This is a genomic window from Reyranella sp. (assembly GCF_965228225.1).
Taxonomy (GTDB): domain Bacteria; phylum Pseudomonadota; class Alphaproteobacteria; order Reyranellales; family Reyranellaceae; genus Reyranella.
Map to the genome: position 1 here is coordinate 3,136,972 of NZ_OZ245801.1, position 24,982 is coordinate 3,161,953.

Annotated in this window: 23 protein-coding genes; 15 read left to right on the forward strand and 8 right to left on the reverse strand. The window is 66.5% G+C overall.

Annotation, left to right across the window (positions count from 1 at the left end; translation table 11 throughout):
* Positions 1-77 precede the first annotated feature (77 nt).
* The gene (locus ACO07K_RS15170; protein ID WP_422029174.1) at positions 78-671 is read left to right on the forward strand and encodes a hypothetical protein; all 594 of its coding nucleotides are present in this window, start codon (positions 78-80) and stop codon (positions 669-671) included.
* A 57-nt stretch (positions 672-728) separates the two neighbouring features.
* On the opposite strand, the gene ACO07K_RS15175 is transcribed toward ACO07K_RS15170, so the two are convergent.
* Together ACO07K_RS15175 and ACO07K_RS15180 are read right to left on the reverse strand one after the other, a co-directional pair.
* Positions 729-2,900, reverse strand: coding sequence for a serine/threonine-protein kinase (locus ACO07K_RS15175; protein WP_422029176.1), 2,172 nt, complete (start codon positions 2,898-2,900; stop codon positions 729-731).
* Positions 2,901-2,965: 65 nt separating this feature from the next.
* Complete coding sequence (locus tag ACO07K_RS15180; protein WP_422029178.1) at positions 2,966-4,795, reverse strand: protein kinase domain-containing protein; 1,830 nt, start codon at positions 4,793-4,795, stop codon at positions 2,966-2,968.
* An 89-nt stretch (positions 4,796-4,884) separates the two neighbouring features.
* On the opposite strand from ACO07K_RS15180, the gene ACO07K_RS15185 reads away from it, so the two are divergent.
* The 3 genes from ACO07K_RS15185 to ACO07K_RS15195 are packed head-to-tail and all read left to right on the forward strand — an operon-like array spanning position 4,885 to position 7,692.
* The gene (locus tag ACO07K_RS15185; RefSeq protein ID WP_422029180.1) at positions 4,885-5,031 is read left to right on the forward strand and encodes a hypothetical protein; all 147 of its coding nucleotides are present in this window, start codon (positions 4,885-4,887) and stop codon (positions 5,029-5,031) included.
* Between the two features lie 48 nt (positions 5,032-5,079).
* Complete coding sequence (locus ACO07K_RS15190) at positions 5,080-7,422, forward strand: xanthine dehydrogenase family protein molybdopterin-binding subunit (RefSeq protein ID WP_422029182.1); 2,343 nt, start codon at positions 5,080-5,082, stop codon at positions 7,420-7,422.
* A gap of 6 nt (positions 7,423-7,428) precedes the next feature.
* Entirely contained in the window at positions 7,429-7,692 is a 264-nt protein-coding gene (locus tag ACO07K_RS15195) for a hypothetical protein (RefSeq protein WP_422029184.1), read from the forward strand.
* Positions 7,693-7,694: 2 nt separating this feature from the next.
* Here ACO07K_RS15195 and ACO07K_RS15200 read toward each other — a convergent pair whose 3' ends face one another.
* A complete protein-coding gene (locus tag ACO07K_RS15200; protein ID WP_422029186.1) occupies positions 7,695-8,042 on the reverse strand; it encodes a hypothetical protein in 348 nt (115 codons plus the stop codon).
* 235 nt (positions 8,043-8,277) lie between these two features.
* On the opposite strand from ACO07K_RS15200, the gene ACO07K_RS15205 reads away from it, so the two are divergent.
* The 3 genes from ACO07K_RS15205 (at position 8,278) to ACO07K_RS15215 (ending at position 10,964) form a co-directional block, all read left to right on the forward strand.
* Entirely contained in the window at positions 8,278-9,156 is an 879-nt protein-coding gene (locus tag ACO07K_RS15205) for a hypothetical protein (protein ID WP_422029188.1), read from the forward strand.
* 11 nt (positions 9,157-9,167) lie between these two features.
* Entirely contained in the window at positions 9,168-10,277 is a 1,110-nt protein-coding gene (locus ACO07K_RS15210) for a hypothetical protein (protein ID WP_422029190.1), read from the forward strand.
* A 216-nt stretch (positions 10,278-10,493) separates the two neighbouring features.
* On the forward strand, positions 10,494-10,964 hold the full coding sequence (locus ACO07K_RS15215; protein ID WP_422029192.1) for an SRPBCC family protein: 471 nt from the start codon (positions 10,494-10,496) through the stop codon (positions 10,962-10,964).
* A 344-nt stretch (positions 10,965-11,308) separates the two neighbouring features.
* On the opposite strand, the gene ACO07K_RS15220 is transcribed toward ACO07K_RS15215, so the two are convergent.
* A complete protein-coding gene (locus ACO07K_RS15220) occupies positions 11,309-12,403 on the reverse strand; it encodes a serine hydrolase domain-containing protein (RefSeq protein WP_422029194.1) in 1,095 nt (364 codons plus the stop codon).
* Positions 12,404-12,577: 174 nt separating this feature from the next.
* Here ACO07K_RS15220 and ACO07K_RS15225 point away from each other — a divergent pair, with 174 nt between their 5' ends.
* The 5 genes from ACO07K_RS15225 (at position 12,578) to ACO07K_RS15245 (ending at position 16,605) form a co-directional block, all read left to right on the forward strand.
* A complete protein-coding gene (locus ACO07K_RS15225) occupies positions 12,578-13,090 on the forward strand; it encodes a hypothetical protein (protein ID WP_422029196.1) in 513 nt (170 codons plus the stop codon).
* 298 nt (positions 13,091-13,388) lie between these two features.
* Positions 13,389-14,600 (forward strand): cyclophane-forming radical SAM/SPASM peptide maturase GrrM/OscB, encoded by a 1,212-nt coding sequence (gene grrM / locus ACO07K_RS15230; protein WP_422029198.1) that lies wholly within the window; start codon positions 13,389-13,391, stop codon positions 14,598-14,600.
* Positions 14,597-15,322, forward strand: coding sequence for a hypothetical protein (locus tag ACO07K_RS15235; protein ID WP_422029200.1), 726 nt, complete (start codon positions 14,597-14,599; stop codon positions 15,320-15,322). Before grrM ends, ACO07K_RS15235 begins: the two co-directional genes overlap by 4 nt.
* 95 nt (positions 15,323-15,417) lie before the next feature.
* Complete coding sequence (gene grrA / locus ACO07K_RS15240; RefSeq protein WP_422029202.1) at positions 15,418-15,789, forward strand: GrrA/OscA1 family cyclophane-containing rSAM-modified RiPP; 372 nt, start codon at positions 15,418-15,420, stop codon at positions 15,787-15,789.
* A 90-nt stretch (positions 15,790-15,879) separates the two neighbouring features.
* On the forward strand, positions 15,880-16,605 hold the full coding sequence (locus ACO07K_RS15245) for a hypothetical protein (RefSeq protein WP_422029204.1): 726 nt from the start codon (positions 15,880-15,882) through the stop codon (positions 16,603-16,605).
* Positions 16,606-17,323: 718 nt separating this feature from the next.
* Here the strand turns inward: ACO07K_RS15245 and ACO07K_RS15250 are convergent.
* Positions 17,324-17,515: a hypothetical protein gene (locus tag ACO07K_RS15250; RefSeq protein ID WP_422036730.1), complete on the reverse strand. Its 192-nt coding sequence runs from the start codon at positions 17,513-17,515 to the stop codon at positions 17,324-17,326.
* An 85-nt stretch (positions 17,516-17,600) separates the two neighbouring features.
* On the opposite strand from ACO07K_RS15250, the gene ACO07K_RS15255 reads away from it, so the two are divergent.
* On the forward strand, positions 17,601-20,480 hold the full coding sequence (locus ACO07K_RS15255) for an autotransporter domain-containing protein (protein WP_422036661.1): 2,880 nt from the start codon (positions 17,601-17,603) through the stop codon (positions 20,478-20,480).
* 172 nt (positions 20,481-20,652) lie between these two features.
* Here the strand turns inward: ACO07K_RS15255 and ACO07K_RS15260 are convergent, their stop codons facing one another.
* Complete coding sequence (locus ACO07K_RS15260; RefSeq protein ID WP_422029206.1) at positions 20,653-22,056, reverse strand: M23 family metallopeptidase; 1,404 nt, start codon at positions 22,054-22,056, stop codon at positions 20,653-20,655.
* A 62-nt stretch (positions 22,057-22,118) separates the two neighbouring features.
* Positions 22,119-22,637, reverse strand: coding sequence for a tetratricopeptide repeat protein (locus ACO07K_RS15265; protein WP_422029208.1), 519 nt, complete (start codon positions 22,635-22,637; stop codon positions 22,119-22,121).
* 127 nt (positions 22,638-22,764) lie between these two features.
* Between ACO07K_RS15265 and ACO07K_RS15270 the strand changes: the two genes are divergently transcribed.
* Complete coding sequence (locus ACO07K_RS15270) at positions 22,765-23,001, forward strand: aa3-type cytochrome c oxidase subunit IV (protein WP_422029210.1); 237 nt, start codon at positions 22,765-22,767, stop codon at positions 22,999-23,001.
* On the opposite strand, the gene ACO07K_RS15275 is transcribed toward ACO07K_RS15270, so the two are convergent.
* The gene (locus ACO07K_RS15275; RefSeq protein ID WP_422029212.1) at positions 22,998-23,912 is read right to left on the reverse strand and encodes a YihY/virulence factor BrkB family protein; all 915 of its coding nucleotides are present in this window, start codon (positions 23,910-23,912) and stop codon (positions 22,998-23,000) included. The two genes, ACO07K_RS15270 and ACO07K_RS15275, sit on opposite strands and share 4 nt — an antisense overlap.
* Before the next feature lie 95 nt (positions 23,913-24,007).
* Between ACO07K_RS15275 and ACO07K_RS15280 the strand changes: the two genes are divergently transcribed.
* Positions 24,008-24,979, forward strand: coding sequence for an ABC transporter substrate-binding protein (locus ACO07K_RS15280; protein ID WP_422029214.1), 972 nt, complete (start codon positions 24,008-24,010; stop codon positions 24,977-24,979).
* Positions 24,980-24,982 lie beyond the last annotated feature (3 nt).

Consider the following 24,982-nt stretch of genomic DNA (forward strand, 5'->3'; position numbering starts at 1 on the left):
CTCACTGTAACAGGCCGGCCATGGAAAATCCGGCAAACCTCATGCTAGCGTCACGCAACAACGAGGGAGAGAGTCTCATGTTCACCAAACGCTTCCTGCTCGCCGCCATGGTCGCCGGATCGATCGCCGCCACCGGCGTGACCGCCAGCGCCGCGTATGCGCAGGGGCAGCCGATCGTCGGCATCTCGACGGTCGTCACCTACTCGATCGACGCGACCATCAGCGCCATCGATCCGGCCAAGCGCACCGTGACCTTCACCGGTCCGGCCGGTCGCTCGCTGACCTCGAACGTCGGCCCCGGCGTCAAGATGGACACCAGCAAGGTCGGCGACCAGGTCTCGGTGGCGTTCGAGGAGAAGCTGAGCTTCGTGCTGTCCGGCCCGAACACGGCCACCCCGGGCGGCCGCGACGTCAGCGTCACCGCCGCCGCCACGACGGGCACCCGCGCCGCCGGCGTCATGGCCGACCAGACCGTCGCCAACTGGTGGGTCACAGGCGTCAACACCACGGCCAACACGATCTCGCTCGTGAATCCGAATGGCGGCGAGGTCAGGACCTACAGCGTCGTGGCGCCCGAAGGCCGCGCCCAGCTGCCGCGCGTCAAGACCGGCGACAAGCTGACGGCGATCGACACGCAGGTGCTGGTCGTCGCGATCACGCCCAAGAAGTAGCATCTCTGGGAAAGCGGAACCGGCCTCAAGTGACCGGTTCCGCCGTCCGCAGAGGCATCATCCGCCGCGCCGGGAAAGCGTCCCCTGAATGCGCAGACCCGCGCCGCGCAGGTCGAGTGTCAACCGATCGCCAAGGATGCGCCCCTGGACGCCGAGGGCAATCGGGGAACAGGTCTGATCGGCCTGAAGTCGAACCTCGCCACCGACATCGCCGCCGGCGGAGATCGCGAGGGCGATCGTCACCGAGCCGCAGGTTGGACTTGAGATCCGGCCGGACAGCCGGTCGCCCCTGACGTCCAGCTCGGCCGTGAGAACGCGGGATATGCCCCCTGTATCCACGGCGGCCAGCGAGCCGACATAGGAGCCCTCGAAGGGACTTGCGGCGCTGCGAGGGGCAACGGCCTGTAGAGGGGGCGACGGCGTTCCACGATTCAGGTCGGCAGAGCCGCCGCCCACCGCGCCGCCGAAGGTCATGTGCAATTTGCCATTCGAGGCCTGCCCCTGGATCACCAGGGGAAACCGCGCGCACGACGCATCCACCCCCTGCGCGTCGCCCGTAATCGCGCCCGACGGCGATATGCGAACCGACAGCGGCGCGGCGCCGCAGCTCGTGCTCGTCATGGTCCCGCTGCCCGCGCCATTGGCGACGCGAAGGGAGATCGAAGGGGTAGCACTTGGCCGAAGAGCCACCGGTCCCGAGGGCGAGAAGAAGCCGACATAGGTCCCGTCGAAAGGCCCCGCTGCGGGCGCGGGCGTGGACGTTGGAAGGGCCGGCGCATTCGTGACGCTGCGGGCGCGGGCCTCGTCCTCGACCTTCCGCCTCTCTTCCTCGCCTCTGCGCAGCAGGTCCTGGAACTGAGCGGCGGTCAGAAATCCGGTCGCCGGTTGAGACTGGGCCTTCTGCCAGGCCGTGATCATCTCGCGCGACCGCGGACCGAAAGTGCCGTCGCTGCCGCGCGTGTCGAAGCCTGCGGCCGTCAATGCCCTCTGGACGTTCTGTCGTTCCGGCACGCCAAGACGCAGGCTCGCTTCAACGGATTCGGCTGCCTTGCGCTCGTCCCGTTCCGCCTGTGGCGCGGCCGTGAGCGATTGGGCTTTCGATGTGTCGGCCGTCGACGCGGCACTCAAGCCTTTCGTTTCCCGGGCCTGGCGGTCTCCGTCCCCCACCAGCCATGTGAAGTATCCGCCGGCCGCCACGGCGGCGATCAAAGCCGCTGCACGTGCGCGTTTCCAGATGTTCGTTCGGGTCGGCGGGCTGGCCGGCGGACCCTCCGGGGGCTCGACCGGCGAGGGTCGTGCGGCTCGCATGATCACGGTTACGTCGTTGTCGCCCGCCGCCGTCTTGCCGAGAACCGTCCGCCAGGCGGCAATCGTTTGCGGTCGTTCACCCGCCTTCACGGCCAGGCCGGCGTCGATCCCCCGCAGCAGGGCAAGGCTGAACCCGGGAGGCCGGAGGTGCGCCAAGGGCTCGTAGCGGTCCGCAACCATGCGGTCGAAGACGTTGGGAGGCGGTCGGCCGCCAATGGCGCGATAGAGCGTGGCCGATAGTGCGTAGATGTCGGTCCATGGTCCCTGTCGCGCAGAGGTCACCTGCTCGGCCGCCGCGTAGCCGGGGGTGAAAACCGCAGTCAGCACTGCACTGCGGTCGGCGATCGCCGCGCGTGACGCTCCGAAGTCGATCAGGGTGGGGTCGCCCTCCTCATCGACGAGGATGTTCGCCGGCTTGATATCCCGGTGCAGGAATCCATGCGCATGAACCCGGGCCAGTCCGTCGAGCAGCGGCCACAGCAGGCGCTCAGTCGCGGCCGGAGAGAGAGGACCGGCGCGATTCAACCGATGTTCCAGCGTCTCGCCATGAACCAGCTCCATGACGATGTAGGCCGTGCCATTGACCTCGAGGAAATCGAAGACCCGCACGATCGCCGGCGATTTCTGCAGGCGCGCCAAGGTGCGCCCCTCCTCGACGAAGCGCGTTCGCCCCCAACTGAAATCGTCCGCTTCCGCCGGCGAACGCGGCAATACCGTCGTGCCATCCTGGCGGACGGCGAGGGCCGCTGGGAGGTACTCCTTGAGAGCGACCTCTCGCCCGAGCTGCCGGTCGAGCGCGCGATAGGTTATGCCGAAACCGCCATGACCGAGGACACCCAGCACTTCGTACCGGCCGACTGTCTGGCCCGTCCGGAGCGCTACGAAGTCGGCCCCCGCTGGCGTATCTGGCGGCTGGTCCATGCGGCGTACTATGCGCCATTGCCTCTACCGCGACGAGTGTCGACTGATCCCGTGGTCCCGAAGAATCAACCGCCTCGGCGGCCCAGGCTCCCCCGCATAGACCCACCCGTCGCACGCAACTCGAGCGTGACGGCGCCACCGGCTGCCCTGCCTGTCGCGGTGAAGGCACCCACCGAACAGTCCTGGCCCTCGTACAGGCGGCCGCTTCCGGAAATGTCACCATTCGATGACACCGTGAGCGAGAGAGAGGAATTGCCACATCCCGGCTGGGTGATGCGCCCGATCAGAAGACTGCCGGCGATGCTCAGGTCTGCGGTCACGACGCCGGACGCCTGGCCGAAGCCGCTGCTCGACATGCCGCCGCCATAGACGCCGTCGTAGGCGCCGGCCTGTCTGGAGGTCGGGGTCGACGACGCCGATGGCGTCGAGGGGCGAGCCGCGGCCGGGGCCGGCGCCTCGCGCAGCAGCGCCGGCACCTGAGCCGCCGTGAGATAGCCCGTCGCCGTTTGGCCCTTGGCCTTCTGCCACGCCGCGATCATCTCGCGCGAGCGCTGGCCGAATGTGCCGTCCGAGCCGCGCGTGTCGTAGCCCAGGGCAGTGAGGATCACCTGAATGCGCTGGCGATCGGCCGTGATGAGTTTGAGCGCCTCCTCACCTTCGCGCGCGGCCTCGACAGAATCGGCCGCGTTCTGGGACACGGCCGCCTCTGCAGCCGGCGTGCTTTCGGTCGTCTGCGCCTGTTGCTGCCGTGGTTGGGTCAGGTAATAGGCGCCGGCCGCCAGCGCCAGCAACATGGCAGCGGCGCCGAGCAGCACAGGCTTCGTGCGCGACCGGGGCTTTGGTCCCACGGCAAGAACCGACGGTTCGCTGGGAGGCGTCGGGGGTGTTGGCGGGGTTGGTGGTGTGGGTGGTGTGGGCGGCACCACCGGCTGGGGCATGATCAGCGTCGCACTCGCGTCGGCCATCGACCCGCCCAGCATCGCACGCCACGCGGCGATCGTTTGCGGGCGCTCTTCGAAGCGCACGGCCAGGCCCGCATCGATGCCGGCAAGCAGGGCCGGCGAGAAGCCGGCGAGCTGCAGGCCCCTCAACGGCTGGTAGGTATCTTCCAGCAGGCGATCGAAGGCGCTGGGCGGGGGCTTGCCGGTGATGGCGTGATGCAACGTCGCCGACAGGCCGTAAATGTCCGTCCATGGGCCCTGCTTGCCGGTGGTGAACTGCTCGGGCGCCGCATAACCGGGCGTGAAGATCGCCGTCATGGTCGAGGACCGGCCGGCAATGGCCAGTCTCGCCGCGCCGAAATCGATCAACGTCGGGATGCCGGCCTCGCTCAGCAGGATGTTGCCGGGCTTGATGTCACGATGCAGGAAGCCGGTTTCGTGGACCTTCTGCAGCCCCTCGAGCAGCGGCGCGAGGAATGTGTCGACTTCCTGCGGCGACAGCGGCCCGTTCGCCTTGACCCGTTCCTCGAGCGTGCCGCCGCGCACGAGTTCCATCACCATGTAGGAAGTGCCGTTGGTCTCGACGAAGTCGAATACCTTCACGATGGCCGGGGCGTCGTGGAGACTGGCGAGCGTCCGGCCTTCGGCCACGAAGCGCTCGCGTCCCCACGAGAAATCTTCCGCCACGGCGGTAGAGCGCGGCAGGACCGATGCACCATCCTGTCGGATGGCGAGGGCGGGCGGCAGATACTCCTTCAGAGCCACCTCACGGTCGAGCTGGGTGTCGCGTACCCGGTAGGTGATGCCGAAGCCGCCCTGGCCCAGCACTTCGAGGACCTCGTAGCGGCCGACCACGCGCCCCGGCGCCAGCGCGACATAGTCGACGATGGCGTCCGCTGCCGGCGCGCCAACGGGTCCGCCAGGCGTCTCGCCCGGATCGTCCTTGATATGCATGTTACTCCTGCCCCGCATGGCAACGTCGCCGGAGCGCGGGCGTTCCTCCGCACACGCCCGACGCTCAGAGGCGCAAGCGAGGTCTCCAAATGGCACCGGCTTTCAACGCTTCGGACGAAGCCCCGCCTCCGCTGGCCGAGAAAGACGAAATACGCGTGCCCACCGCCGGAACCTGGGTCGGTCTCGGTGCCGGAATCCTGGTCGTGGTCGCCGGTTTCGTCTGGACGATCCTGTAGCGAGCCCCCTCCCGGCGGGTTAACCTCCGGACAACACGGAGGAATTTCATGGCGAAGTTCGGCATTGGTCAGTCGGTACGCCGGGTCGAGGATCCGCGTCTCCTCACCGGCGGTGGTCGTTACACGGACGACACCAAGCTCTCGACCCCGGCGGCGCGGGCATACGTGCTGCGTTCACCGCATGCGCATGCCGACATCAAGAGCATCCACACGACGGCTGCAACAAAAGCGCCGGGCGTTCTGCTGGTGCTGACCGGCGAGGATGTGAAGAAGGCCGGCTATGGCGACCTGCCGTGCCTGGTGCCCGTGACCAACCGTGACGGCACGCCTCGCGGCGAGACGCCGCGTCCGATGCTGGCGCAGGGCCGCGTCCGCCATGTCGGCGATCCGGTGGCGCTGGTGGTGGCCGAAACGCTGGAACAGGCCAAGGACGCCGCCGAACTGATCGAGGTCGATTACGAAGCCCGCCCGCACACGGTCGGCACCCTGGACTCGGCCCAACCCGGCGCCCCGCTCGTGCACGATCACATTCCCGGCAACCTCGTCTTCGACTGGGAGATGGGCGACCGCGCGCGCACCGAAGCGGCCTTTGCCAAGGCCGACCGGGTCGTGAAGCTCGAGATCGTGAACAACCGGCTGGTCGTGAACTCGATGGAGCCGCGCGGCGCCATCTGTGAATACGATCCGGCGGACGACCGTTCGACCCTGTGGGTCTCCTCCCAGGGCGTCAGCGTCATCCGCCCCGTGGTCGCCGACATGATCCTGAAGATCGGCCAGCCCAAGCTGCGTGTGCGCACCGGCGACGTGGGCGGCGGCTTCGGCATGAAGATCTTCGTGCACCCCGAATATCCGCTGGTCGTGTGGGCCAGCCGCGAACTGAAGCGCACGGTGAAGTGGATTCCCGACCGGCAGGAAGCGTTCCTGTCCGACGTGCAGGGCCGCGACCATGTCTCGCTGGCCGAGATGGCGCTCGACAAGGATTGCAAGTTCCTCGGCCTGCGCGTCACGACGCACGCCGCGCTGGGCGCCTATCTCAGCCATTTCGGCGCCTTCATTCCGACGATGGCCGGCAGCGGCATGCTGGCCGGCCTCTACCAGACACCCGCGATCTACGTGAACGTGAAGGGTGTGATGACCAACACCGTGCCGACGGACGCGTATCGCGGTGCCGGCCGGCCCGAGGCGGCCTATTTGCTGGAACGCTTCGTCGACCATATCGGCCGTGAGACCGGCCTCGGCCCGGCGGAGATCCGCAAGCGCAACCTCGTGAAGCCCAACCAGATCCCCTGGAATACCGCCTTGGGCGACACCTTCGATTCGGGCGACTTCGACACCGTCATGCTGAAGGGCATGGAGAAGGCCGACTGGCACGGCTTCCCGGCCCGCCGCGCGGCGTCACTCGCCAAGGGCAAGTGGCGCGGCATGGGCATGGCCACCTATGTCGAGAAGTGCTCGGGCGGCGCACCGGAGAGCGCCATCGCCAAGTTCAACGACGACGACACGATTACCGTTTTCGTGGGTGTCCAGACCAACGGCCAGGGTCACGAGACCGCCTTCACGCAGATCATGTCGGCCCGTCTCGGTGTCGATGCCGACCGCATCCGCATCGTGCAGGGCGATTCGGACTTCACGCCCGAGGGCATGACCGGCGGTAGCCGTTCGATCCCGGTGGCGGGCGCCGCCGTGTTGGGGGTCAGCGACAACATCATCGAGAAGGGCAAGCTGGTCGCCGCCTCGGCGATGGAGGCTGCAGTCGGCGACATCGAATATGCCGATGCGACCTTCCGCATCGTCGGCACCGATCGCACGATGAGCCTGTTCGACGTGGCCCGCGCCGCGCGCGATCCCAAGCACGTGCCGGAGGGCGGCAAGCCCGGACTGGACGACACCTTCACCCGCACGCCGCAGGCCGCGACCTTCCCGAACGGCTGTCATGTCTGCGAACTCGAAGTCGATCCCGACACCGGCACCGTCGAGATCCTGAACTACACGATCATGGACGATTTCGGCACGGCGCTTAACCCGCTCCTGCTGCAGGGTCAGGTTCATGGGGGTGTCGGCCAGGGTGTCGGCCAGGCGCTGACCGAGAAGACCATCTACGATCCCGACTCGGGCCAGCTGATGAGCGGATCGTTCATGGACTACGCCCTGCCCCGCGCCGACGTGGTGCCGCATGTGCATTTCGACATGCACAACAGCCTGTGCACGACCAACCCTCTGGGCGTGAAGGGCGCGGGCGAGGCGGGCGCCATCGGCGCGCCGCCCTCCGTCATCAACGCCATCGTCGACGCGATCCATCCGCACACCGGCTTGCACCATATCGACATGCCGGTGACGGCATCGTCCCTGTGGGCCGCCATAGACGCCCACCGCACCAGGAAAGCAGCGTAGAGAGTCATGACAGAGAACAAGAACGATCCCACCCTCGCCGCCGCCCTCGCCGATTCGGTGAAGGCGATCGACGCGGATTACACCGAAGAGATGCGGGAACTGCGCGTGCTGTTCGAAGAGGCGCGCCTCGAAGCAGAAAAGGACGAGCCGAGCGACGTGAAGCTCAAGGCGCTGCTCAACGACGCCAACGAAATGGCCCGCACCTTCGCCACGCTCGACCCCGCTTGGGGCGCCGTCCAGCGCGTGGCGCGCCTGTTCGGAATTCTCTGAGATCAGTTGCCGGCGTTGCGACGCCGTTCCAGAGCGCGACGGATGATCCGGGACACCTTCTCGTCCAAAAAGAAGGCGCGCTCGCTGCGATAGCTCTCGTAGCGGGCGACCTCGATGGCACCCACGGCGGCGGCCAACCGGTCGGCGTCTATCTTGCGCTCGAAGGCGCAGTGAATGGCAGGACCGCATTCGTCCTCCACCGTGCGGACGGAATAGTGACCGTGCGGCGGGAAGGTAACGATCAGATCATGCAGGGCCCGGGCGGTTTCGACGATCGGCTGACCGCCATCGTCCGCCTGGCCCAGGACAAGGTAGGGACTGATGTCCTCCAAAGTCGTGCTGTCATTCATAGGGGCTCAACGACGTGTGCACTGCAATAGTTGCATCCATCCCCCGCCTCGTTCGGTCAGGCAACCAATCGTGCCGATCGTCGTTGCGGATACAGCACGAACTGAGCCGCGGATGTACCGGTGAGTTCGTTAGGCCCGCCCGGCGCTGTCGGAGCGGGTCTTTTGCGTAGGTCGCGCGACATGCCGCTGCCCATCGTCTAAGACTTCGGCAATTGCTTCAGCCCCGGAGTTCTGCTTGTCGCCTTCTCTCGTTCGTTCAGGTTTTCTTGGGGTTCTGCTCCTGTCAGCCCTCCCTGCCGCCGCGCAGGACACCGTCACGGTCGGAGGCGAGAAGAAGCGGGCATTCGGAACGCCGACGGCTTTCCAGAATGGCGACACCGCCTGCTATGTCACCCTGAAGGACGATCGCGGCGCCACCTTCGAAGAGCTGGCGGATTTCGATCTCTGTAGCCTGGAAAAATCCCTCAAGGGCAAACGCCTGGCGCTGACCTACAAGACCGCGCGCGTCATGGCGGCCTCGTGCCAGGGCAATCCCGACTGCAAGAAGAGCGAGACCGTCGTGCTGATCGCCTCCGCCAAGCCCGCACCGCTCGCCGCGCCGGCTCAGGCGCCCGCGCCCGCTGCCCCCTCGCCGGCCAAGAGCGCACAAACCTCATTCTGTACGCCGACCGAGACGATCGTATTTTCGTGCCGCACCAGCCCGACCAAGCTCGTGTCGGTCTGCGCCTCGAAGGATGCCGCCCCGAACAGGGGCTACCTGCAATACCGGACCGGCAAGCCCGATTCGAGCGAGCCGCTGGACCTCACCCTGCCGGCAGCCCAAGTGCCACCGCCTCAGGCAGCCAGCGGCGAATCGTTCCCCCTCGCCGGCGGCGGGGGGACGTGGCTGCGCGTTTCGACGAAGAACAACATCGCCTTTGTCGTCTATACCGGTATCGGCAATTGGGGGCCGCGGGGGGAAACGCGCGAAAAAGCCGGCGTCACCGTCGAACGCGACGGCAAGACCGTTGCCAGCCTCAAGTGCACCGGCAAGCCGCTCGGCCTTCTCGGGCCGGACTGGTTCGCGAAGGCCGGCATCACGGCCAAGGGCCAGGATTTCGATCTCCCCGACTGAAGAGAGTTGTAATGTCGCGTCCCATCGAGATTCTCGTTGCCGCCCTCGCGCTCTCGCTGTCTTCGGTGGCCTCCTCCCGGGCGCAGGAACCCTGGCGCGCCTATGAAGGGCACGAAGCGATCGAGATCCCCTTCGCCAATGGCCCGATCTCCCTGCATCACGTTCCGACGGTCTGGCTCAGCCTGAACGGCGCCCGACCGCGCTGGTTCGGCATGGATACCGGCTCCACCGGCATCGTGGTCTCCGCCGAGCATTTCATCCCCGGCTCCGGCGACGTCGCGCAGGGACCAGGGCAGCTGGTCTACAACAGCAGCGGCCGCGTGCTGAGCGGCGAGCACTGGATGACGAATGTGGTCATCCGTCGCGACGAACATTCGCCGGTCGCCACGGCGCGCGTGCAGGTGCTGCGGGTCGACCGGATCACCTGCCTCGAACATGCGCGCGATTGCCGGCCGGAGGCCGAGCCGCGCAACGTCGCGTTCATGGGCATCGGCTTCGACCGCGGTTCGGCGCAGACCACTGCCAGCAACACGTCGCCAAAGAATCCTTTCGTGAGTCTCGTGGCGCTGGCCTCCGGCCGGCCGGTGAGTTCGGTGCGGCCTGGCTATGTCATCACGCGCACCGGTGTGCATCTCGGCATGACGCCCGACCTCACCCGCCACATGGCGTTCGTGAAGTTGACGCCCAAGCCGCACGCCGCTGGCGTGCCGGACTGGAACGGCGCGCCCATGACCGTCTCGGTGGACGGTATCACAGGCCGCGGCACGATACTGATGGATACCGGCATCAACTACATGTTCCTCTCGCCGCCGGCCGGCACGCGCCTGGAGCACGACCGCCACGCGCCCGACGGCACGCGCATCGAGCTCTTCATGCCCGATCGCCAGCGGCCGCAGCCTGCATTCTACGAGTTCAGGGTCGGACGGCGCGGCAACCCGCTCCATCCCGAGCGGGTGGAAGTCGTGCGCGACCCGACGGTCTTCGTGAACACCGGCCGCATGTTCCTGGAGGGGTTCGACTATCTCTACGACGCGGTCGGGGGGTATGTCGGCTACGGCTGGAATGGGCGTGTCAGCCATGACTATGGCGGCGTGACTCCCGGGACCTTCACCGCGCCTTAGCCGGCCGACGAACCGCCGGCATGGCCTATTAAACGAAATAAACGCAATAAACGAAACAAACGAAGCGGATGTCGCACCCCTTGGAAACTTGGGTGGCGGAGAGCGCGACGCATCAATGTTGCTCACCGCTCGTCCTCTTGGACATTTTGCGCCTGTCGGGAGGGGGCGGCCGGCTTCGTCCTAGGGGCGGAACCACCTCTCGACAGGAGCCGAGAAATGAAGACCGTCCCCGCCAACGACCGCGAGCTCGTCCTCTCGCGCCTGATCGACGCTCCGCGCGAAAAAGTCTATCGCTGCTGGACCGAACCTGCGTTGCTGAAGCAGTGGTTCGCCCCCGAGCCCTACGAGACTCCCGTCGTCGAGGTCGACGTGCGGCCGGGCGGCTCCAGCCTGATCGTCATGCGCGGCCCGGACGGCCAGGACATGCCGAACCGCGGCGTCTATCTCGAAGTCGTGCCCAACGAGCGGCTGGTTGCCACCGACGCCTTCACCGAGGCGTGGCAGCCCTCGGCAAAGCCCTTCATGACCGTGATCCTCACTTTCGATGAGCAGGGCGGCAAGACGCTCTACACCGCACGCGTCCGCCATTGGACGGTCGAGGACCGCGATGCGCACGAAAAGATGGGGTTCCACGCCGGCTGGGGCCTCTGCACCGACCAGCTCGCTGCGCTGGCTGCGACGATCTGATCTGGCCGCAACGCGAACGTTCTCCAGGGGTTGAATCACAAGACCTCTGGAGGATCGCATGATCAGCAAGACCCTCGCTGCCATCGCCGCGTGCGGCGTGATCGCCGGCACCGTCCACGCCCAAACGGGTGGACCTGGCTCGAGCGCCGGTGGCGCCTCGACGTCGCCGGCCCCCGCCGGAACCTCGCCGACCGTACCGCCGCCTCCGACCTCACCCCCGCCGGCGAGCGCCGGCACGCCGGTCACCCCAGCGCCCGCCACGCCCGGCGCGCCCAGCGCCGGTCAGCCCGGCGTCGGCTCGGACACGACCCGCCAGGCCCCACCGGCGGGGACCCGCTGAGGTCCTACAGCACGCTCGAGAGGACGGCCTCGCGCAACACGCGCAGGGACGGGACCCACTGGTCGGTCGTGTCGTAGTTGCCCGCCGTGACCGCGACGACGAGATCCAGGCCGGGGAATACCCACAGCCGCTGCCCGCCATTTCCGTAAGCGCCTTGGTAGTGCTCCAGCCGGTTGCGGTTCCAACGCGGGGCGGAGGGCACGGTGGACGCCATGTCCCCCAAGTACCATTGGTACCCGTAGCGCCGGACCTCGTCGCAGCTCACGTACGGCGTCATGGAGCGTCGAATCCATTCGCCGGAAACAATCCGCCTTCCACCGATCTCGCCGTGCTGCAGCACCAGTTGGCCGACTTTCAGGAGATCGCGCGGTTGCAGACGCAGGCCCGACGCGGCGAACTCGTTACCCTGTTCGTCGGTCAGCCACTCGCTGGGTCCCATGCCCAATGGATCGAACAATGTTTCCCGAGCGAAAGCATGCAGGCTGCGGCCCGTTCCCTGCGCGATCATGCGGCCGAGGAGGGCCGTGGCGCCGCCGCTGTAAACCCAACGTTTACCGGGCTCGAACACGACCGGCCGGCCGAGTACGTAGCGATACCGATCGGGTGCGCGATCCATCTCGATCTCGCTGTTGGTCGGGTCGGTGTAGGGAACGCTCAACTCGTCCCAGTCGGTGCCCATGGTCATGGTGAGGACATGCTGGACCGTCCATTTCGCACGGGCGGGCTCGGCTGCGAGGTCGGCATAGGCCGGGAATGCCTCGAACAGGGGCGCCTCCGGCGGCGGCACCTGCCGCTGGTCCAGGGCGATCCCGTAGAGCAACCCCACGATGCTCTTCGACACGGAGCGCAAATCGTGAAGAGTCTCCGGACCGAAATTCACGGTGCCGAGCGTCTGGCCGCGCCGCCAGTCCGTGCCATTGAAGTAGCGCTCCAGCACCAGCTGGCCGCCTCGCGCGACCAGGACACTGTGCACGTTCCAGACACGCTTCTCGGCGATCAGGGCGTCGAGCCTCGATGACAGGTCCGGCGCGAAGCCCGCCGACTGCGGGGATTGCATCTGCCAGGCTGCGGATTGAGCGGACGACTTCAGCGGCGCCATGAGCATTGCTCCCAGCAAGGCAATAAAGGGGCGGCGATCGAGGGAGATTGGTGTCACCCGAACGACGCTAGCATCTCCCTCGCTCGCGGCGCGACCCGAACCAATAACCTGGATATCCGATCTGCAACCTTCCGCGGCGACATCGTTGACTCAGGACTGACCACGGAGAGGTCCATGCGTTATCAGGTCCTGCCAGCCACGTCGGCGGATGTCGCCTACGTGGCGTCCCTTTTGGAGGACGAGCCCGCCGCCGCCGACTGGCCCGAGAAAGAGCCCAGCCGGCGCCTCGTGGAGGCGTGCGCCTTCAGCGCCCAGATCTGGGCGGCGCGGCGCCTCAGCGACGGCGCGACGAGCGCCCTTTGGGGCGTGACTCCGCGACTCGACAACCCCGAAGTCGGCTATCTCTGGATGATGTCCGTCGCCGCCTTCGACGCTGAGTCGAGGGAATTTTCGATGCTGTGTCGTCTCGTCTTCGCCGAGATGCTGGATCAGTTCCCCCGCCTGGAACAGCATATCGACGCGCGCGAGGACCGGACGATCGATCTTCTGCGCGGGCTGGGCTTCGAGATCGGCAAGCCGCAACGCCAACTGGGTTCGGCGACGGCGTTTCATCACGTCTGGCTGGAATCCCAGGCTTTCAGCCGTTATTCGAACCAGCCGGGCGCAGGCGTACCGCTGCTCCACTGAGAGTGGTTCTCCCAAAAGAGAAAGCCCCGCCGCCATTTCAGGCGCGGGGCTAGCGTCCGCCGACCGGTCACCATTACATCCGTGGCTCACCCCGGCGGTGTTCGCGATCAATCTGACCGCTGGAACGAACTGCATATGGGGTGCGGTCTGCGGAGTTCAAGAGGGATTCAGGGCCAAGTTTCTCGTCGCTTGCTCTTTTGGTTTGCGAACGGATTGCAGGTCTGCCTAACGTCGGCTCCTCACGAGTAAATGGCGCGAGGGTGGCGTGGCGATGGCGGGTGATCGAACGGCAGTGACGATGTCGGCCACGCCTGAAATCGGGATGGTGGTCGTGCAGCCGACGGCCTTCTGCAACATCGCCTGCACCTATTGTTATCTCCCCGATCGCTCCAACAAGCACGTCATCGCGCAATCCACCGTGACCCGGCTCTTCGAGCAGATTTTCGCCTCGGGCTGGGCCTGCGGCGAGATCACCGTGATCTGGCACGCCGGCGAGCCGCTTGTGGTGCCGGTCTCGTTTTATCGAGAGGCCTTCGCGACGATCGAAGGGCTGCGGCCCGCATCGGTGCAGGTAAAGCACTCGTTCCAGACCAACGGCACCTTGATCGACCGGGACTGGTGCGAACTCTTCAAGGAGTGGCAGGTCGGCGTCGGTGTCAGTCTGGACGGGCCGCGTGAACTGCACGATCTCCATCGCAAGAGCCGCAGCGGCAAGGGGACGTTCGACAGGACGATCAGCGGCATCCGCTGCTTGCGCGACAACGACGTGGACTTCCACGTGATCTCGGTCCTGTCGCACACCAGCCTCGACCAGCCGGACGAGCTGCTGGACTTTTACCTGTCCGAGGGCATCGACCAGATCTGCTTCAACGTCGAGGAGTCAGAAGGCGAGCACGTTTCGAGCCTCTTCCACGGCCCTGAACTGCGCAAGCGCTATGCCGGGTTTCTACGGCGTTTCTGGCACCTGGCTCGCCAGAGCGGCCGCGTCCGCTTCGTGCGCGAGATCGATCTCGCGCTTCCGCGCATGTTCCGTCCCGAGGGCGTGCCGGCGCGCAACATCCAGGTCGAGCCGCTGGCGATGCTGAACGTCGACAGCCACGGCAACGTATCGAGCTTCTCGCCCGAACTCCTCGGCCTGAAGAACCCGGACTATCGCGACTATCTCCTGGGCAACATCAATTTCCAGTCGCTCCAGGAGATCCGCGACACCTGCCTCGAGTCGCCGCTTTACCGCGACATCACCGCGGGTGTGGAGGCGTGCCGCCATTCCTGCGATTACTTCTCCGTGTGCGGCGGCGGCGCGCCGGTCAACAAGCTGTTCGAGAACGGCAGCTTCATGGGCACCGAGACCTCGTACTGCACGCTGACGCAAATGGTCCCGACGGACGTCATTCTCGAAGCCTATGACCGCCTCGCGCGCAGCGAGACCGGGGGCTCGCCGCGGCCCACCCTTTCGCCTTCGCCTATCCCGAGCGGCGAGAGCGCCGCACAGTCTTCGAGGATGCCATGACCCGTAAGAAACTCTTCACCTTCGCCTCCCTGATCGCCGCCGGCGCGATGCTGGGCGGTCTCGCCGCCCAGGCGCAGCAGCCGGCGCCCCAGGCGGCCCCCTCCACGCCCAAGGATGCCGGGCCGACCCCGGGCGGCGGCGCACCGGGGCCCGAAGGCACCCGGCCCTTCCCGGTCATGTTCGTGACCAGCGTCGAGCTGATTCGCTCCGATCGCTCCGGCGGCATGGACATTGTGCGCGCCCGCGGCCTCGTCACCTCCAACGCCTGGGGCGAGCCGCACCTCCTGCCGATCACCCGCGGTGAAGGCATCGACGGCATGCTCGACCTCATCTTCCAGGCCAGTGCACCGTCGGACATGGCCCCCCTCGGCCCCTTCATGCAGGTCGAGGCCATCCTGCCGATCGCCAAGGGACACCCCTACAAGGGCATCCGCGTCCGCTCGGGCTACAATGCCGTCTCGCTGAAGACCCTGCCGGGCTTCGCCGAGGTCGCGCCGCCCAAGGAAGACTGCGCCAAGTGCCTGGGCAAGTACTTCCAGGCCAAGGGTGCCGCCGCCCCCGCAGGCCAGGCCGCCGGCAATGTCGTGAAGGAAGAAGACCTGCCCTATCCGCTGCGCATCGTCCGCCCCGCCGACGGCATCCCCAGCTACCAGTACGAGCCCAACCGACTCACCCTCGTCCTCTCCGAAGCCGGACAGATCGTCGACGCCGCCTGGGACTGAGGCACTTCAAGTCTTCGAGACGAACTTTCATCCAACTTTCGATTGCCAATTTGCAGGGGCTTGCGCAGGCTGCAGCCCGATTGAGGGAGAACGAGATGTCACAGGATCGACGTACACTTCGCACGCTGGCGCAGCTCCTGCCGTCGGGCGCGCTGGGTCTTTCGGTGAGCCTCGCGGCGGCCGATGCATCCGCCACCGCCGTCGCGGCTCCCGAAGAGTCCAGCACGTCTTCGGTCGCGGACCGCCTGCAGTCGATCCGGACCGACGTCTCCAGCGCGATCGAGCAGTACCGCAAGGATGGTGAGCCCTTCGTGGCCATCGATCGCGAGCAGACGCTCGCCTGGTGGGGCAATGGCTGGCACCGCGGCTGGGGCTGGCGCAACGGCGGCTGGGGCAACGGCTGGCACAATGGCGGCTGGGGCAACGGCTGGCACAATGGCTGGGGAAACGGCTGGCACAACTGGTGAGCCGTGCCGCTTGAGGCAAGCGGTCCCACCGTCAGTCCACGCCCCGCCCGTCCCGAGCGGCGAGAGCGCCGCACAGTCTTCGAGGATGCCATGACCCGTAAGAAACTCTTCACCTTCGCCTCCCTGGTCGCCGCCGGCGCGATGCTGGGCGGCCTCGCCGCCCAGGCGCAGCAGCCGGCGCCCCAGGCGGCCCCCTCCACGCCCAAGGATGCCGGGCCGACGCCGGGCGGCGGCGCACCGGGGCCCGAAGGCACCCGGCCCTTCCCGGTCATGTTCGTCACCAGCGTCGAGCTGATTCGCTCCGATCGCTCCGGCGGCATGGACATCGTGCGCGCCCGCGGCCTCGTCACCTCCAACGCCTGGGGCGAGCCGCACCTCCTGCCGATCACCCGCGGTGAAGGCATCGACGGCATGCTCGACCTCATCTTCCAGGCCAGTGCACCGTCGGACATGGCCCCCCTCGGCCCCTTCATGCAGGTCGAGGCCATCCTGCCGATCGCCAAGGGACACCCCTACAAGGGCATCCGCGTCCGCTCGGGCTACAACGCCGTCTCGCTGAAGACCCTGCCGGGCTTCGCCGAGGTCGCGCCGCCCAAGGAAGACTGCGCCAAGTGCCTGGGCAAGTACTTCCAGGCCAAGGGTACCGCCGCCCCCGCAGGCCAGGCCGCCGGCAACGTCGTGAAGGAAGAAGACCTGCCCTATCCGCTACGCATCGTCCGCCCGGCCGACGGCATCCCCAGCTACGAGTACGAGCCCAACCGACTCACTCTCGTCCTCTCCGAAACCGGACAGATCGTCGACGCCGCCTGGGACTGAGGCAAAAGATCGGTGTGCCGCGCTGCGGCGACGACCTTCGGCGAGGAGTCGGCCAGACTCCTCGACCGGCACGATTGATCGTGGTGAGGAGCGATTTCACGGCAGTGACCGTCCTGCGCAGCCAATGGGAGCTGCTGGATCGTGCCAATGCACATGCCGGGGCAATCACACCCCCAGTGCAGGCGACTCGCGTTAGCCCTGGCGGCTTGTAGGTTTGCGAAGCGCCAGCTGACCCATTTCGGTGAGCAGCTGCCTTGTCGACTCTCGGGTAGTCCGTTTAGCTTTTCTCCCCTGGGGACAAGCACGTGATTCCAAAGACCATCTTTCGCACCCTGACGGGCCACGCTCTCATCATGTGGACGAAGGGCTCCGCCGTTGGCCAGTCCATGCCGAGACATTGGCGCCGTGGGATGCCGGACGCTCGTCTGACGTCGGTGGCACTCGTCCTCGGAACGCTGTCGTTGCTGTGGGTATGGCCCGCCGAGGCACAGGTGAATTGTAGTGGTCTCTCGGTCACCCAATGCAACATGGCCAATGACCAATATACTCTTCTACAGAACTTTCAGGGACTGCCGGCAACGCAAGCGGGACAGCACGCACTGAAAGCCGACCTCGCCACGGTCGTCAGCATCTATAACAACGCCACACCGGCACAGCGTGCTCAAGCCGTTCAGAATTCCCAGTCGGTCGTCAGCTCCTGGAACGGCAACGCCGACAGTTACAATCCGACGGCCCAGTACAACGTCTGGCAGCAAATTTCATCCGGCAGCCAGATTCTCTCTTCGCTGGGCTCATTTCCCCAGCTCAAGATGTCGTCGGCGCTTGCAGATACGCTGTCGGGCATGCTTGCGAGGGACGTCAACGCCTGGTCAAGCGAGCAAACAACGTCTCCGACCATCAGCGCGGTCACGCAGCTTCTCCAAGGCTACTACACTGTGCCTCCAGGCAGTACCGACCCGAGTTTTGTCGGGGGCGGGAGTATCGCCGGCGTGCAGATGGTTGGCCCGCTCAAGGACGCATTCACGGCGTATGCCACCTACTTTCGTTTCTCGGATCCGGCGAACACAACGTCCTACTCCTTGCCACCCTGCGGCGCGCCGCCCTGCCAGCCGGACCCGCGTCCCTATCAGCTGTCGACAGCGATCTCGCTTTGGCAATCGAGCCAAGCCTCTGCGAGCGATATGTCCAGTCAATCCGACCAGTGGGTCGAAAATCAGACCTCGGGCGCCTTCCCCAGCGGCCACTCAACCTACGGAAATACGACGGCGCTCCTGCATGCAATCATGTTTCCTCAGGCCTACCAGAGCCTGATGGTTTCGGGTCAGCAGTTCGGATTGAGCCGCAACGTGCTGGGTGTTCATCACACACTGGACATCATCGGAGGGCGGATGCTCGCCTATTACACGATGACGCAGCTGCTGTCGGGAAACTACGCCCTGTCGGCGGCAGACATTCCCACCTTCGCCGGCGTTCCTGCCTACTCGGACTTCCAGACGTACGTCTCGCAACTGGCCGCGATACTTCAGCATCAGGTCGGCTCGGTTGCCACCGTGCCCTATGCGGCTTGTGCTGCGGACGTGGCCAGCTGCATGAGCGGCGGCGCCATTCCGAGCGCCGCGCAGTTCGCCGCATCAAACCAAGCCTATGAGGCGCAGGCGACCTATGGCCTGCCGCCGGTGGGGGCCACGAACATGCCAGGAGTGGTTCCGGCCGGTGCCGAATTGCTGCTCACGACGCGCTTCCCCTATCTCGCTCACGAGCAAATCCGCGAGGTCCTGAAGACCACCGAGTTGCCGTCCGGCGGCCCTCTCGACGACGGCACGGGCTGGGCTCGCCTCAACCTTTTCAAGGCGGCCGGTGGCTACGGTGCCTTCGACACCAACGTCGCCGTCACCCTCGACGCGTCCCGCGGCGGCTTCAACGCCGTGGACATGTGGAGCAACGACATCACGGGACCGGGCGGTCTCACCAAGCGCGGCAGCGGCTTGCTGATCTTGGGAGGCGCCAACAGCTATGGCGGTGGCACGACAGTGGAAGAAGGAACACTGGCTCTGTCCGGCAGCATGATCGGCAATCTGGATGTTCGCGCAGGTGCGGCCTTCGTGAGTTCGGGCGGCTACAAGGTCGCAGTTGGAGCAATGCTGACCAATCACGGCACCTTCCAATCCGTCAATTCCAGCCTGGTGAACAACGGCACGATCGAGAATGCCGGCGACATTCTGGGCGGCGTAACGAACAACGGCGTCTTCCATCAATTGTCCGGAAGTTTCGAAAACAGGTCGGGCTCGGCCTTCGTCAACAACGCAACATTTACGGGTGACATCACCAATAGCGGGTATCTGGGCGGGTCAGGCACCTTCACCGGCAGGGTCGTCAACAACGGGACTGTCGCGCCGGGCAATTCGATCGGCACTCTCACGGTCAACGGCAGCTACACCCAGGCGGCCGGCAGCTCCTATACGGTCGAGACCAACGCCCAGGGTCAGAGCGACCGCATCGCGGTGAGCGGCGCGCCGGGCACGGCCACGATCGCGGCGGGGACAAGCGTCCTGGTGGCGCCGGCCGCCACCGGCCCCTACGCGCCCCGCACCACCTACACGATCCTGAGCGCCAGCGGCGGGGTCACCGGGACCTATTCCTCGGTCGCCAGCAACCTGCCGTTCCTGCTGCCGAGCCTCAGCTATGACGCCAACAACGTCTATCTCGCGCTTCAGATCGGCGGCTTCGCCCGCCAGGCCCAGACCCCCAACCAGGCCGCCGTCGGCGCAGCCTTGGATGCCGGCGCCATCGGTGCCACCGGCGACTTCGCCACGGTGCTGGGCGCCTTCTCGACGATGAACGCCCAGCAGGGCGTCGCCGCCCTGAACACGATCAGCGGCCAGAACTATTCCGCCTTTTCCTCGACCGGCATCGCCACCACCCAGATCTTCATGACCAACTTCGCCAACACGGTGGGCGGCACCTCCGGGGGCGGCAATCGCGTGGCCCTGGCCCAGGCCTGCGACGTCGCCTGCGACTCGAGCGAGCCGGCGCGATGGGGCGCCTGGGGCGGTGCGCTGGGCGGCTTCGGCGTCGTCGGCGGCACGGCCAATGCCGGCACGCTCACCTACAATCTCGGCGGGTTCGCCGCCGGCCTCGACCGCCGCGTCACGGACGAGCTGCTGGTCGGCGTCACCGCCGGCTTCACCAGCGGCAGCCAGTGGGTCGGCGGCTTCTCCGGCCGCGGCCTCTCCGACACCTTCCAGGCCGGCCTCTATGCCAGCTACGCAAAGAACGCCATCTATGTCGACGGTCTGGCGGCCTACGCCTATTCCGACAACCAGATGCAGCGGCAGATCACGATCCCCGGCCTGTCGCGCACCGCCAACGGCCGCACCGGCGCCAACCTGTTCTTCGGCCAGCTCGAGGCGGGCTATCGGTTCGACATCGGCGGACGCGCGGATGCCTACATCACCCCGTTCGCGCGCCTGCAGGGCGCCACGGCCACCCAGAGCGCCTTCAGCGAATCGGGCGCGGGCGCGCTCGACCTCTCGGTCGCCGCGCAGACCACCAACTCGCTGCGCAGCGTGCTCGGCGCCCAACTCGGCGGCGCCCTGGATCTCGGCTGGCGCGACAGGCTCGCGATGACGGTCAAGCTCGGCTGGGGCCACGAATATGCCGACACGGCGCGGCCCGTCGCCGCCTCCTTCGTCGGCGCGCCCGCCTCCGGCTTCACGACCTACGGCGCCGCGCCGCAACGCGACAGCGTCGTGCTGGGCCTCTCCGCCAGCACCGCCATCGCCGACGCCACCTCCCTCTACTTCCGGTACGAAGGCAACATCTCCAGCCAGGATTCCAACCAGGCCCTGACCGCCGGATTCCGCATGACCTGGTAGTCGGGCAGCGGACGCGGCGGCACCATCGTCATCGCCTCCGTCACGCCGATCTACCAATTACCCGACCCGATGTTCGTGTCAGGCGTGCTCGGTGTCGATGCGTGGTTCGCGCTCGGCTTTGCCTGCCCTCGACGAGGCTTTCGCGACGAAGGCCCACGCAGCGGGCGAAGGCTCAGTCGTCGACCGAGACGGCGGCTGGCATCGCCTCGAGGTCGCGTTCGGTGAGGCTCGCCGCCACTTGCTTGCGAAACCGTTCGAAGTCGGGGCCTCGCAGCTGGGCGCGCTTCAATTCGGGATGGGTGATGGGATTGATCGGCTTGCCGTCGACCTGGAGTTCGAAATGTAGATGGGCGCCGGTCGAACGCCCGGTGCTGCCGACATAACCGATCACGTCGCCGCGCGACACCACCATGCCCGGCTGCAGGCCGCTCGCGAAGCCGGAGAGATGGCCGTAGACGGTCGCCAACTTGCCGCCATGCTCGAGGCGGATCCAATTGCCATAACGGCCGTTCGGTGCCGCCCCGATGACGATACCATCGGCGGCCGCCACGACGGGCGTACCTGTCGACGCCACCAGATCGACGCCCTCATGCATGAACAGCGACCGGGACGACGGCCGCGCCGACAAGGCATAGGCCGGCGGCGCCCGGAACCCGCCATATGAAGACCCTCCGTACGAGGAGCTACCCGACTGCCCGGAGGACGAGGCGCCGCCCACGCCGACGCCTGCCCGCGGCATTTCGGTGGCGCCTCCCGTCGGCAGTCCCGGCGGCAGCGGCTTCGCGAGCTTCGGACCACCGGCACCCTGTGGCTTGCCGCCGTAGGAAGGCGGCTGGTCGAAGGGATCGGCGCGCAGGCCGAAGCCCGATGAGATCGATACGGTGTCGAGGGGCAACCGGAACGAAGGCGGCGTGGCCGCCTGGCCGCTCGCCATCCAGAAGCGCTCGCTATTGTCGCGTCCCCGAAAACGATGAATCGCCATCACGCCCCTGGGCGTGCGCAACTCCATCCAGAGAATGCGGCCGACATCCAGCGGCGCGCCCGCCTGGGTGAAGGTCTGCTCATAGCGGACGTAGAACCGATCACCGTCGCGCATCTCCTTCTTGAGGTCCACCGACGTCTCGAACGCCTCCAGGGCCTCGATCATGGCCGGCGCTGGCACCCCCGCCGCTGCGGCGGACGCTCCCAGCGAACCGCCGGAGATCACGCCGGAAACGCCGATGCGTCGCTGGTACGGGAGATAGGCCTGCCGCCGGGCATCGTCCTCGCCGTCGCCCAGCAGGCGATCGGCCTCGGCCCGCCCCTGAGCCACGACCGCTTCCGTCACGGGGCCCGTGTTCACCGGCGGCGGCACGGGATCCGCCAGCGGAATGATCGGCTGGACCTGCTCCAGTTCGACTTCGATGGAGAGGTTGCGCGCGAGCAGGCCTTTCACCGACGCCAGCTGCACGAAGGACAGATGATCCCGCAGGCCGGACTCTGCTACAGCCCACGGCAGATCGCGCGCCACGCCCTGGGACGTCCCGCCGAAAAGCAATGAGGCGGCGAAAGCCGCGGCGACCGAGGGTCGGTTCATTCAGTCCTTCTCTTAGGGCCGACGTCGGGGCATCGCTCGTGACCACCGCGTGGTCCCGAACCCTACCTCATTTTCGGGACCGGTTTCCATGCCCGGACTCGCCTTTCCGCCTCGGTGATTTGCGCAGGGGTCATGCGCGCAGAAAGCGTCGCGAGGTCCTTTCTCGCCTGGTCGAGGCGGTCCTGGTTCTTCGCCGTATAGCGGTCGATCGAAAGCTTGATCCATTTGTAGGCCTCGACATCGTCCCGCGGCGGGATCCCCTCGCCGAAGCCCAGCATGAAGCCGATGTTGTTCTGGGCACGCGCATATCCCTGCTTGGCAGCGGCAAGATAGAGGCGCGCGGCCTCCTGCAGATTGCGCGGCACGCCATCGCCGCTCCAGTACATCGCCCCGAGCAGCGTCTGCGCTTCGGCATCTCCCTTGGCCGCCCAGACCTTCCAGATGCGCACCGCGGTCGCCATGTCCTTGCGCTCATACGCCCCCGCCGCCTGGCGCATCTGCTCTTCGAAGGACTGCGCCATCGACGGAGCCGCGAAGGTCGAGGCGAGGAGGACCAGAAGCGCAGACAGGAGCGTTTTCATAGCCGCATGATATGCCCACGCCGCTCCGCTTCGACAAGTCCGCGGGACACCTGAAGCGATGGTGTTCGCATGGCAACGCCCTGGATCGCGCCGCGTTGGGCGTCGAGCTTCACTTGGGAGTTTCGCGATGGCCAGCACCAATTTGAAGATCGTCGCATCCGACAGCGCCCCCGCAGAGGAATTGCGGGCGCATGAGCAGACTTATCAGGGCTTCAGCAAGCTGGTCCTCTTTGCGGCCCTCCACATCGTGCTGGTCTTGGTGTGCATGGCGCTGGGTTTCGTGGGCCACATGCCGACTCTTGGCGTCATCCTGGGATTGGGCGGCACGGTGGCCCTCGTGGTTGGCTTTGCGATCTCGAGCTAGCGCCGCTTCGCGCCCTGCTCGACACCACCAGCCGGCACTTCGTTGCAGCGCGCGCCGTAGACATGCGTCCAGGCACGCGTGAACTCGGCACCGAGCAGGAAGATCTGCGCCGAATAGAAGATCCAGAGCAGCAGGACGATCAGCGCGCCGGCCGCGCCGAAGCTCGAGGCCACGTTGGATTGTCCGATATACAAGGCGATCAAATACTTGCCGCCTTGGAAGAGGCCGGTCGCGGCGAGAGCCCCCACCGCGACGTCGCGCCAGCGGATGGGCGTTTCCGGAAGCACCTTGTACATGATCGCGAACAGGCTGGAGATGAGCAGAACCGATATCAGCAGATCGGCGGCCTGCACCGCGACCTCGGCAGCCGGAAAGGTGTACTTCAGGAACTTGCCCAAGGCCGTCAGGGCGGCGCTCAGCGTCAGCGACACCATCAGGACGAAACCCAGCGTGATGACCAGGCCGAAGCTGGCGAGCCGGGCGCGCAGCAGGCGCGACATGGTGGAGTCCCTGGGTTTCGCCTTCCAGATGGCATTCAGCGCCGACTGAACTTCGCCGAACACGCCACTGGCGGCCAACAGGATGGTGAACAGGCCGATCACGGTGGCGACGAGGCCCGTCATCCGATCGCTGGCGCTACGGATCATCGCCTGCATCGCTTCCGCCGTTTCGCGCCCCATCAGCCCGCTCAGCTGCTCGACGACGGCCCCCTCCGCGGCCTCCTGTCCGAACACCAACCCGGCAACCGCGATGACGAGCAGAAGCACGGGCGCCAGGGAAAACAATGTGAAATAGGCAATCGCGGCGCCCCGGCTGAAGGCATCGTCGCCGATATATCCTTCGACGGTCTCAGTCAGCAGCCGCCGTATGCGGCCGGAGTATGAGGGGGTTTCGACAGGGAGCGTTTCCACGGGGCGGAGAACGCAGCCGAAGGGAATTCGCTCCCACCCCGGCACATGAGGTATGAGATGTTTCCTCCCGCCCGACGCCGATTCAGGATGCCGACATGACCCGTGCCAGCCGTCGACTGGTCCTCGCCGCCGCACTGACCTTCCTGCCTTCCCTTTCCTCTGTCGCGCAGACCCCGCCCGACGTCCCGCAGAAAGTCGAGATCCTGCTCGACTGGAAGGCCCTGCCGACCTACGCGGGCTTCTTTCTCGCCCGCGAGATGGGCGCGTTCGAGCGGCGCGGCCTGGAGGTGACCTTCGCCGAGACGCAGGGCGCGATCTCATCGGCGGAGATGATCGGTTCCGGGAAGCAATACTGGATCGGTTCATCGAGCGGCATCGCCACCGCCATCGCCTGCTCGAAGGGGCAGCCGATCAAGAGCCTTGCCGTCTACTACGCCAAGACACCGACCGTGATCTACACACGCGGCGAGGACCGCATCGCCCACCCGCGCGACCTCTACGGCAAGACACTGGGGCTCGTCCCCGGCAGCATTACCAACGAGGAATTCCGCGCCCTGGTCGTGGCCAACAGGCTCGACCGCAGCAAGATCCAGGAAAAGACGGTCAATTGGAATGCCTACGACCTGGTCGAGAAGAAAGTCGACGCGCTGATTGACTATGACGAGATGGCGCCCTCGGAACTGATCGCCGAAGGGCGCCACATCATGATGGTCCGCCTGGCCGATTTCGGCGTGAGGGCCTACAGCCTGAACCTCATCGTCAACGATGCCGCCTGGGCCGATCCGGCCCGGCGCGAGATCGCGCAGAAGGTCGCGGAGGCGGTCCAGGAAGGCTACAACATGGTCCGGGAGCGACCGGGCGATGCCGCGCTGCACTTCTCCCGCATCTTCCCGCGGCTGGCGCCGCGCTACGTCGACCGCAGCATCGCCACGGTCTCGCAGCAGCTCTCCGGCCCGCCCACCGGCACACAGACGCGCGCGGGCTGGGAAGCCACGATCAAGACGCTCGTGCAGCTCGGCCTGCTCGCAAAACCGGTCACGGTCGACGAGGTGGCGATCTTCAATTGAGGA

What these genes read in the sequence shown, in the direction of transcription:
- ACO07K_RS15170 (WP_422029174.1), top strand. Translation starts at nt 78, where the DNA reads ATGTTCACCAAACGCTTCCTGCTCGCCGCCATGGTCGCCGGATCGATC.
- ACO07K_RS15175 (WP_422029176.1), bottom strand. Translation starts at nt 2,900, where the DNA reads ATGGACCAGCCGCCAGATACGCCAGCGGGGGCCGACTTCGTAGCGCTC.
- ACO07K_RS15180 (WP_422029178.1), bottom strand. Translation starts at nt 4,795, where the DNA reads ATGCATATCAAGGACGATCCGGGCGAGACGCCTGGCGGACCCGTTGGC.
- ACO07K_RS15185 (WP_422029180.1), top strand. Translation starts at nt 4,885, where the DNA reads ATGGCACCGGCTTTCAACGCTTCGGACGAAGCCCCGCCTCCGCTGGCC.
- ACO07K_RS15190 (WP_422029182.1), top strand. Translation starts at nt 5,080, where the DNA reads ATGGCGAAGTTCGGCATTGGTCAGTCGGTACGCCGGGTCGAGGATCCG.
- ACO07K_RS15195 (WP_422029184.1), top strand. Translation starts at nt 7,429, where the DNA reads ATGACAGAGAACAAGAACGATCCCACCCTCGCCGCCGCCCTCGCCGAT.
- ACO07K_RS15200 (WP_422029186.1), bottom strand. Translation starts at nt 8,042, where the DNA reads ATGAATGACAGCACGACTTTGGAGGACATCAGTCCCTACCTTGTCCTG.
- ACO07K_RS15210 (WP_422029190.1), top strand. Translation starts at nt 9,168, where the DNA reads ATGTCGCGTCCCATCGAGATTCTCGTTGCCGCCCTCGCGCTCTCGCTG.
- ACO07K_RS15215 (WP_422029192.1), top strand. Translation starts at nt 10,494, where the DNA reads ATGAAGACCGTCCCCGCCAACGACCGCGAGCTCGTCCTCTCGCGCCTG.
- ACO07K_RS15220 (WP_422029194.1), bottom strand. Translation starts at nt 12,403, where the DNA reads ATGGCGCCGCTGAAGTCGTCCGCTCAATCCGCAGCCTGGCAGATGCAA.
- ACO07K_RS15225 (WP_422029196.1), top strand. Translation starts at nt 12,578, where the DNA reads ATGCGTTATCAGGTCCTGCCAGCCACGTCGGCGGATGTCGCCTACGTG.
- grrM (WP_422029198.1), top strand. Translation starts at nt 13,389, where the DNA reads ATGTCGGCCACGCCTGAAATCGGGATGGTGGTCGTGCAGCCGACGGCC.
- ACO07K_RS15235 (WP_422029200.1), top strand. Translation starts at nt 14,597, where the DNA reads ATGACCCGTAAGAAACTCTTCACCTTCGCCTCCCTGATCGCCGCCGGC.
- grrA (WP_422029202.1), top strand. Translation starts at nt 15,418, where the DNA reads ATGTCACAGGATCGACGTACACTTCGCACGCTGGCGCAGCTCCTGCCG.
- ACO07K_RS15245 (WP_422029204.1), top strand. Translation starts at nt 15,880, where the DNA reads ATGACCCGTAAGAAACTCTTCACCTTCGCCTCCCTGGTCGCCGCCGGC.
- ACO07K_RS15255 (WP_422036661.1), top strand. Translation starts at nt 17,601, where the DNA reads ATGGTTGGCCCGCTCAAGGACGCATTCACGGCGTATGCCACCTACTTT.
- ACO07K_RS15260 (WP_422029206.1), bottom strand. Translation starts at nt 22,056, where the DNA reads ATGAACCGACCCTCGGTCGCCGCGGCTTTCGCCGCCTCATTGCTTTTC.
- ACO07K_RS15265 (WP_422029208.1), bottom strand. Translation starts at nt 22,637, where the DNA reads ATGAAAACGCTCCTGTCTGCGCTTCTGGTCCTCCTCGCCTCGACCTTC.
- ACO07K_RS15270 (WP_422029210.1), top strand. Translation starts at nt 22,765, where the DNA reads ATGGCCAGCACCAATTTGAAGATCGTCGCATCCGACAGCGCCCCCGCA.
- ACO07K_RS15280 (WP_422029214.1), top strand. Translation starts at nt 24,008, where the DNA reads ATGACCCGTGCCAGCCGTCGACTGGTCCTCGCCGCCGCACTGACCTTC.